Origin of the sequence: Microvirga pudoricolor (genome assembly GCF_016892705.1) — a bacterium.
Lineage (GTDB): Bacteria > Pseudomonadota > Alphaproteobacteria > Rhizobiales > Beijerinckiaceae > Microvirga > Microvirga pudoricolor.
Map to the genome: position 1 here is coordinate 67,342 of NZ_JAFEMB010000011.1, position 6,916 is coordinate 74,257.

General features: G+C 61.4%; 5 protein-coding genes. 2 read left to right on the forward strand and 3 right to left on the reverse strand.

What is annotated here, in order from left to right:
- Positions 1-165: 165 nt before the first annotated feature.
- The 3 genes from ILT42_RS22385 to ILT42_RS22395 all read right to left on the reverse strand — a co-directional run bounded on the left by ILT42_RS22385 (position 166) and on the right by ILT42_RS22395 (position 4,050).
- Positions 166-2,265, reverse strand: coding sequence for a peptidase domain-containing ABC transporter (locus tag ILT42_RS22385; RefSeq protein ID WP_204218232.1), 2,100 nt, complete (start codon positions 2,263-2,265; stop codon positions 166-168).
- Between the two features lie 11 nt (positions 2,266-2,276).
- Positions 2,277-3,677 carry an HlyD family efflux transporter periplasmic adaptor subunit gene (locus ILT42_RS22390; protein WP_204218233.1) on the reverse strand — a complete coding sequence of 467 codons (1,401 nt, stop codon included), beginning with the start codon at positions 3,675-3,677 and terminating at the stop codon, positions 2,277-2,279.
- A 121-nt stretch (positions 3,678-3,798) separates the two neighbouring features.
- Complete coding sequence (locus ILT42_RS22395) at positions 3,799-4,050, reverse strand: hypothetical protein (RefSeq protein ID WP_204218234.1); 252 nt, start codon at positions 4,048-4,050, stop codon at positions 3,799-3,801.
- A gap of 413 nt (positions 4,051-4,463) precedes the next feature.
- Between ILT42_RS22395 and ILT42_RS22400 the strand changes: the two genes are divergently transcribed.
- Both ILT42_RS22400 and ILT42_RS22405 read left to right on the forward strand, forming a co-directional pair.
- Positions 4,464-4,700 (forward strand): hypothetical protein, encoded by a 237-nt coding sequence (locus ILT42_RS22400; protein ID WP_204218235.1) that lies wholly within the window; start codon positions 4,464-4,466, stop codon positions 4,698-4,700.
- Positions 4,701-5,113: 413 nt separating this feature from the next.
- Entirely contained in the window at positions 5,114-6,769 is a 1,656-nt protein-coding gene (locus ILT42_RS22405; protein WP_204218236.1) for a hypothetical protein, read from the forward strand.
- Positions 6,770-6,916 lie beyond the last annotated feature (147 nt).

Consider the following 6,916-nt stretch of genomic DNA (forward strand, 5'->3'; position numbering starts at 1 on the left):
AAGGTCCAGGACATTTTTCCCGCACGGCCTGGGCCGCTGCTCGAAAGTGGCCGGAGCCAGGTTCGCGGGCTGGTGCGACTGGGCGCATCGGGGGCCAGGGCGCCGGATGTAACGGCTGATGGGCCCTTGGGACACCCATGGGCCTAGCGCCTGGGCGGTCGAGCGTTAGGTCTCGGCCGTCACGGCCGATGTGCCGATCCGAAGAATCGCGTCGGTGCCGCTGGCGATATCCGGCCGGTGAGCGACACTGATTCGGGTGATGTTGAGGCTGCGCAGGCTCTCGTTGATGTAGCGCTCGTTGTCCGTGTCGAGATGAGCCGTCCCCTCGTCGAGGAACAGAATGCGGGGCTTGCGGTACAGGGCGCGCGCCAGGATCACCCTCTGCTTCTGCCCGCCCGACAGCGAGCTGCCCATGTCGCCGATGAGGGTGTTGTAGGCCATGGGCATGGCCATGATCTCGTCGTGAATCCCGGCCAGCGAGGCGCATTGCGCCATCAGCTGCGGATCGAAGTTTGGGTCGAAGAAGGAGATGTTGTCCGCGAGGGAGCCGGACAGGAGCTGGTCTTCCTGCATGACGGCGGCGACATGCTCCCGATAGGCCTTGGGGCCGATCCTGGAGAGAGGAACTCCATCGATGAGAACTTCCCCGCCCGTGGGCTCCAGCAGGCCGAGCATGATCTTCATCAGCGTGGTCTTGCCCCCTCCGGACGGACCCATGATCGTCACGAACTGACCGGCCTCCACGGTCAGGTTCACGTTGTCCAGCACGAAGGGCTCGGTCTCGGAGTATCGATACGAGACGTTTCGCACTTCGATGCGGCCGTCGATGCCTCGGGCGTAGGAGGCCGGTCGGTCGTGGCCCTTCTCGAGCGGCGACAGCGCAATGTCGGCGATGCGCCCGAGATGGAGTTCGAGGATGCGGAACTCCAGGATCTCCTCGACCAGCATGACGGCCTTATCGGTGAAGTTGGCCTTGTAGCTCATGAAGGCGAAGATCATGCCGACGGTCAGGACGTTATTGAGAGCGAGCCGAGCAGCCAGATAGACGACGAGGATGTTCTCGATCCCGAAGATGATCATGTTGATCGTCTTGAAGCTGATCTGGGCGCGGCCGAGGCGCACATTCGCGTTCACGACGCCCGCATATTGGTTCAGCCAGAAGCTTTCCCGCTCACTCTCCCGGTTGAAGAGCTTGACCGTCTGCACGGCGCGCATCGTCTCGATGAACGTGGACATCTCCCTGGCTTTGACCTCGATGGCCGCTTCGCTGAGCGAGAGGAGCCACCGGTAGAGCGAGAACCGGACGGCCGCATAGAGAATGACCGCCCCCACGACGATGACCGCGAGCTGAGGGCTGTAGATGAAGATCATGGCCAGGGTGATGATCGCCATCAGACCGTCGATGACGGCCGCGACCATGCCCTCCGCGATCTGGTTGCGGATCGGGTCGATGGAACTGAACCGGGACAGCACGTCACCCATGTGGCGCTTCTCGAAAAAGACGAGCGGGAGCCGGATCAGGTGGTGGAACAGCCTCGCGCCCATCTGGAAATGAAGCGTGTTCTGAAGAATGAGAATGATGAACGACCGCAGGGCGTTCGTCGCAACGCTAATGACCATCAAAAGCCCGAAGCCCAGGGCCAGGACGAGCAGAAGATCGACGTCGCCTTTGACGAGCACCTCGTCGATAACGATCTGCATGTACAGAGGAGCGGCGACGACCAGGATTTCGAGAATGATGGAGAGGACGAAGATTTGCACGAGCGCGTGCGGCGCCCCGCGGATATGCCCCCAGAACGTCGAGAACGGCAACCGCGTTCTCTCGTCCTTGCGGGCGAACTCTTCCGAGGGCGACAACTCCAGGCCGACTCCGGTGATATGGTGAGACGCCTCCGCCAGCGACATGCGCTGCTCGCCTGTGGCCGGATCGTGAAAGACGATTCCCTTGGACGTCACTTTCTTCAGGACCACAAAATGGTTCATGTCCCAATGGAGGATGGCGGGCAGGAAGAGCTGGCGGAGATGTTCGATCTCGAAACGGATCGGCCGGCAGGACAAATGCAGATGGCTTGCCAGCCGCACGAGGCCCCGCAGGCTTACGCCCTGCAGCGACACCGGAAAGCGCCTGCGCAGGGTGTTCAGATCAACCTTGTGCCCATGATAGGACGATATCATCGCAAGGCACGCGAGCCCGCATTCCGCGGCCTCCGTCTGAAGGATCACCGGAAGACGCCCTCGACCGCCGAAGCTCAAGAGATTTTGCACGGCCCCACCACCTAAGTGCCCCGTTGATCTTTCGCGTCCGCGGTCGCTGCGGGGCGGCGCAGCAACCCGAGTTCGGCCAGATGGGCGGCAATCCAGTCGCGGCCCTCTCCCAGCGCGGCCAGCCATTGGGACACCATCTGGCCGAAGCTCTCCATGTCGATGATCTTCCTGGCGCCGAGGAGCGGGTCGAAGAGCCACGTCATGATCGAGCGTTTTTCGAGAATGATGTCCGCGCTCAGCAGCATGTCAGCCTGCAGGGGCACGACTTTGTCGTCGATGCTCACCGTGTTCCGGGCGAGCGAAACCGTCGCTTTGTAGGAAGGCTCCTTGAGCACGACAGGTCCTGCGACATCGGATCCCACGAGAACGGTTTGGGACAATTTGACGATCCGGCCCCGGTAGGTGCCGAATTTCTGGTAGGGAAAGGCTTCGTAGAGGAGCCGGACGTCCTGCCCAACCTCGACCAGACCGACGGCCCGTGTCGGAATGAACAACTCGGCCTGGAGCGTGCTGTTCGAAGGAACGATCTCGAGTTGGAGGCGACGCGTGTCGACGGCTTGGCCCACCATGGATTGAAGCGTCGAGACGGTTCCGGCCGCGGGTGATCGAATCACATAAGCCCGACGGCTGTCGATTTCCGCCATGCGCTGCTCCGCCGACGACAATTCGTTGCGCAAGGCCTGCACCTTCTGGGCCATGACAGTCGGGAGTTGCGCCAGGGAATATTGCGTCTCGGTCCGCTGGTTTTCGCGGACCGATAGCTCTTCTCCCAACGTGCTCAGGGTTTGCTGCTGTTCCAGAACGATTTGCTGCCGCCGCTTGATTTCGATGTCGGCGGTGTAGCCTTTCGTGTTCAGCTGGATCCCCGACGCGACGAACGCCTTCGAAATCTCGATCCTCTCCGACTGGAGCTTGATGGCGTTGTTGAGGTGCGAGATCTGCAATTCGAGGCCGCGCACCAGAGCCATGAGGCGGTCCCGCTCCGATGCGACCCTTCGCTCCTCGGCGGCGACCTGCTCGCTCAGCAAGGACCGTTGACGGGCCAAGTTCGCCAGGATCGAGGCATTGACGTCCTGGCCGTCGGTGGAGACCTGCGCCGTTTCCACGGTCAGGAGCGGCTGCCCCTTCTGGACGGTGTCGCCCTCGCGCACATGCACCTCGCTGACCGTGCCGACCTGCGGCGCAAAGATCTTGGCCGTGCCAGTCGTCGGCGTGAGGTAACCGGCGACGGTCTCCTTGCGGGCGTATTGAGCGATGCAGAGGAATGCCACGATGAGGCCGATCGCGGAGGCCAGTGACCAGGACAACACCTTGGTGGGCACGGGCTGGAGCAGAACGATGCCGCCCCACTCGCGCTGGTGCTGCTGGAATTCGACGACTTCCTGCCGGAAGAGCTTTTCGGGAAGGGCCACGGCAGACCTCACACCAATGGCTTTGTTGCGATCACCGGAGCTTCCGGATGATCGCCGTCTGAACCTCCCGGCCCAGATGGGCCGGGAGGCTGGTCGGTTTCATAGGTCTTGGACGCGCGTCTCAGAGAGACTGGGTTGCCGTTCCGCCATTGCCGCCATTGCCGCCGTTGCCACCAACCGCGACGGCCCCGGACACGGCGATCAGGCCCAAGGTGATCGTCTTCTTGTTGACCGCGACTGCATCGCCGCCGCGTCCGCCGTTACCGCCATTGGCGCTGTTGTTGTTGTAGAACTTGAAGGATAAACCACCGGAACGAGTGCCACCGGACACGGCATCAAGCTCTGCATCGGTCATCGTGCGAACATCACGCATATTTTCCTCCATCAATGTTTATTGGGGCGACACCAACAGACGTAACCTTGGCGTGTGCTGATCCCCCCACCTGGTCAATGCCCGCCTCGGTTCGGAAAGATTGCGGCGGACACGAATTTACTAATCCGACAGCAACCCAATGCAAATCGCGAAAGTTAATTATGTATTCAACCTGCATCTGTATAGTCATCATTCCTTACCGGTTCGCTGCCTACAATCGTTGCATCGTCTGTCAATTATTACTTACAAGCCGCCTACTGTAGGTTAGGCATTCGACATCAGGACAATGAGTCGCGACGACCTTCGTGTCCAGAACCGTGTTTCCAAATGCCCGCTCGGCGCTCGATCGCCCATTGAGCGGCATGTGCAACCAAGCGTATTCCAACTGAGGTTCATTTCGAGAGGAGGAAGCAATGGAGTTCATTGTCAGCGCCCTCGGCGGGGATGGCGGAGACGGCGGGGACGGCATGACCGGAGCACCTGGGCTAAATGGCGCCGATGGCGCCAATGCCATCGTCATCTCAAGCGGCGGCGCGATTTTTGACGGTGCAGGGGTCTTCGAACACCTCTTCGAGCCCGCACCGACACCTGTCCCCGCAGACCTTGGTCTCACTTCCCCAGCCGCACCAACGGATTTCTGGATCCTTTGAACCGGCAGGTCGAGATGTACCCGGTTCGGCCCTGGCGTTGAGACGGTCTGCGCCAGGGTTGCCGGCGCCACTGTCTCGGATATCAAGGCTGTCTTTGCCAGTACGATGCCTGACCGGCACCGTGCGCAATGCCTTTCGTATTCGAAAGATGCAGTGGAGCAACTCGTCCACATTCCTAAATCATACCAACGCATTCCTAATATAACTCCAAGTAGGTAACGCGGGCATTCAATTAAAATTTGAGATTTATATTCCCAATCAATTTGACCATTTTCGAAGTTGCTCAGGCGAGGTGCCAACTCAACACTCTTCTTTATCACTCATCTCTCCGCTTCGCCCACATCGATGCATAGAAAGTGGATGCGTATGGCCGCCGGCCTGTCACCGCATCCGCAATGGGAGGAGACAGTCACATGGCGGAAACTTCGTCCACAGATGCCCCCGAAACCCTCACGGGTACCGAAGGTGCAGATCAAACAGTCACTCAGGCTGCCGTCGTGGAAGATACGACGGAGGCGGAGAGGCGGCTCAAAACCGTGGAGACGGTGGTGGCTGCGGACGCCCGGCAATGGGACACCAGCGAGCACGACTATCGCGGCTTCGCCCAACAGGCACTCTTCTACGCGACCTCCCAGGGCGGCCTGGGCGGTGACGGCGGGCGCGGAGGCGATGGCGAAAAGTCCGTCAATGCCGCCAATTACGGCAACGGCTCCCATGGAGGAAATGGCGGGGACGGCGGAGACGCGGCGGCCTTCCTTCTGGAAACCTCGATCCTGACCTTAGACGGCCGCGACAAGATCAGCCTGTTCGCGACTTCGGCCGGCGGCGACGGCGGCAGTGGCGGCAATGGCGGGAACGGCGGCTTCGCATGGAAATCGATCGATTCCGGCAACGGCGGCGATGGCGGCAACGGCGGCAACGGCGGGGCGGCTTGGTCGCTCGTTGACGACGTTCTCGTCACGGCGGGCGGCGGCAACGATCGGATCAGCATCTTCTCGACCGCCATGGGCGGGGCAGCCGGCGATGGCGGCTTCGGCGGTCACAACGGCAATGTGAAGGGTTCGATCAACTCCGGCAATGGCGGCGACGGGGGTGATGGCGGGAGTGGCGGCGATGCCACGTCACGCCTGTCCGACACGACCGTCTACGCGGGAACGGGCCATGACCAGATCTCGCTGGCCGTGACCGCCTATGGGGCAAGCAGCGGCAAGGGGGGATCGTACGGCAAGGGCGGCAGCTCGAAATACGGATCGCATTCGGGCGCCGCTGGGAGCGGCGGCGACGGAGGCGATGCGCGCGCCGAGATGGTGAACGTCAAGGTCTTTGCCGAACAGGGCGACGACAGCATCCGCATCAGCCTGTCGGCGAGCGTCGGCTCGCAGGGCAAGGGAGCGGCCAACCTCAAGGCGTTTGCCAGTATCACGCTCGTGAACAGCACCTTCGACGGCGGAGAAGGAAACGACAGCTTCGCGCTGGTATCAAAGACCAACAAGGGGTCGGCGGTCTTCAATGTCTCCGGCAATATCTTCGACGGCGGCGTCGGGATCGACAAGATCGACTTCAAATCCTGGTCAAAGGCGATCAGCATCGAGTTCGGGACGGAGCGCCTGGATCTCGGAAGCGGCTTCACGAATACGATCCGGAACTTCGAGACGGTGGTCGGCACGTCGTCGGCGGACAGGTTCGCCTTCTCGCAATATGCGGCGGGCTTGAAGGTGACGGGCGGATCCGGCGGGGACAGCTTTCTGCTCTCGGTCCAGGCGTCGGATGCCGGATGGGGCACGATCACCGATTTTTCGGGGAAGAAGAAGGGTGGCGACAAGTTCGTCATCGACGATGCCGCATTCAGCAACCTCGCCGTCGGCTCACCCATCAAGATCGTCGAGGCGAGCGACATCACGCAGGCCAGCAGCAGCGGCAACAAGGGCTATTTCATTTACGATAAGTCCGGCGCCGATGCGGGCGGCCTGTTCTACGACCCGACGGGCGGCAACGGATCGGACGCGTATGATGTCGTGATGCTGGCCGGCAAGCCGCACCTGTCGGCCTCCGACTTCTACATCGTCTGAACGGACGAAAGCAAAGAAGGCCCGGCGGAGCACCGGGCCTTGTCCATTCTGGAGGTTGGGCTCGTCACATACCTGCGATGCAGATGTATTTGATCTCAAGGTATCCCTCGATGCCGTATTTCGAGCCCTCCCGGCCCAGGCCCGACT

Bases quoted from the DNA above. Each gene is read 5' to 3' on its own strand.
- ILT42_RS22395 (WP_204218234.1), bottom strand. From the start codon at position 4,050: ATGCGTGATGTTCGCACGATGACCGATGCAGAGCTTGATGCCGTGTCC.
- ILT42_RS22405 (WP_204218236.1), top strand. From the start codon at position 5,114: ATGGCGGAAACTTCGTCCACAGATGCCCCCGAAACCCTCACGGGTACC.
- ILT42_RS22400 (WP_204218235.1), top strand. From the start codon at position 4,464: ATGGAGTTCATTGTCAGCGCCCTCGGCGGGGATGGCGGAGACGGCGGG.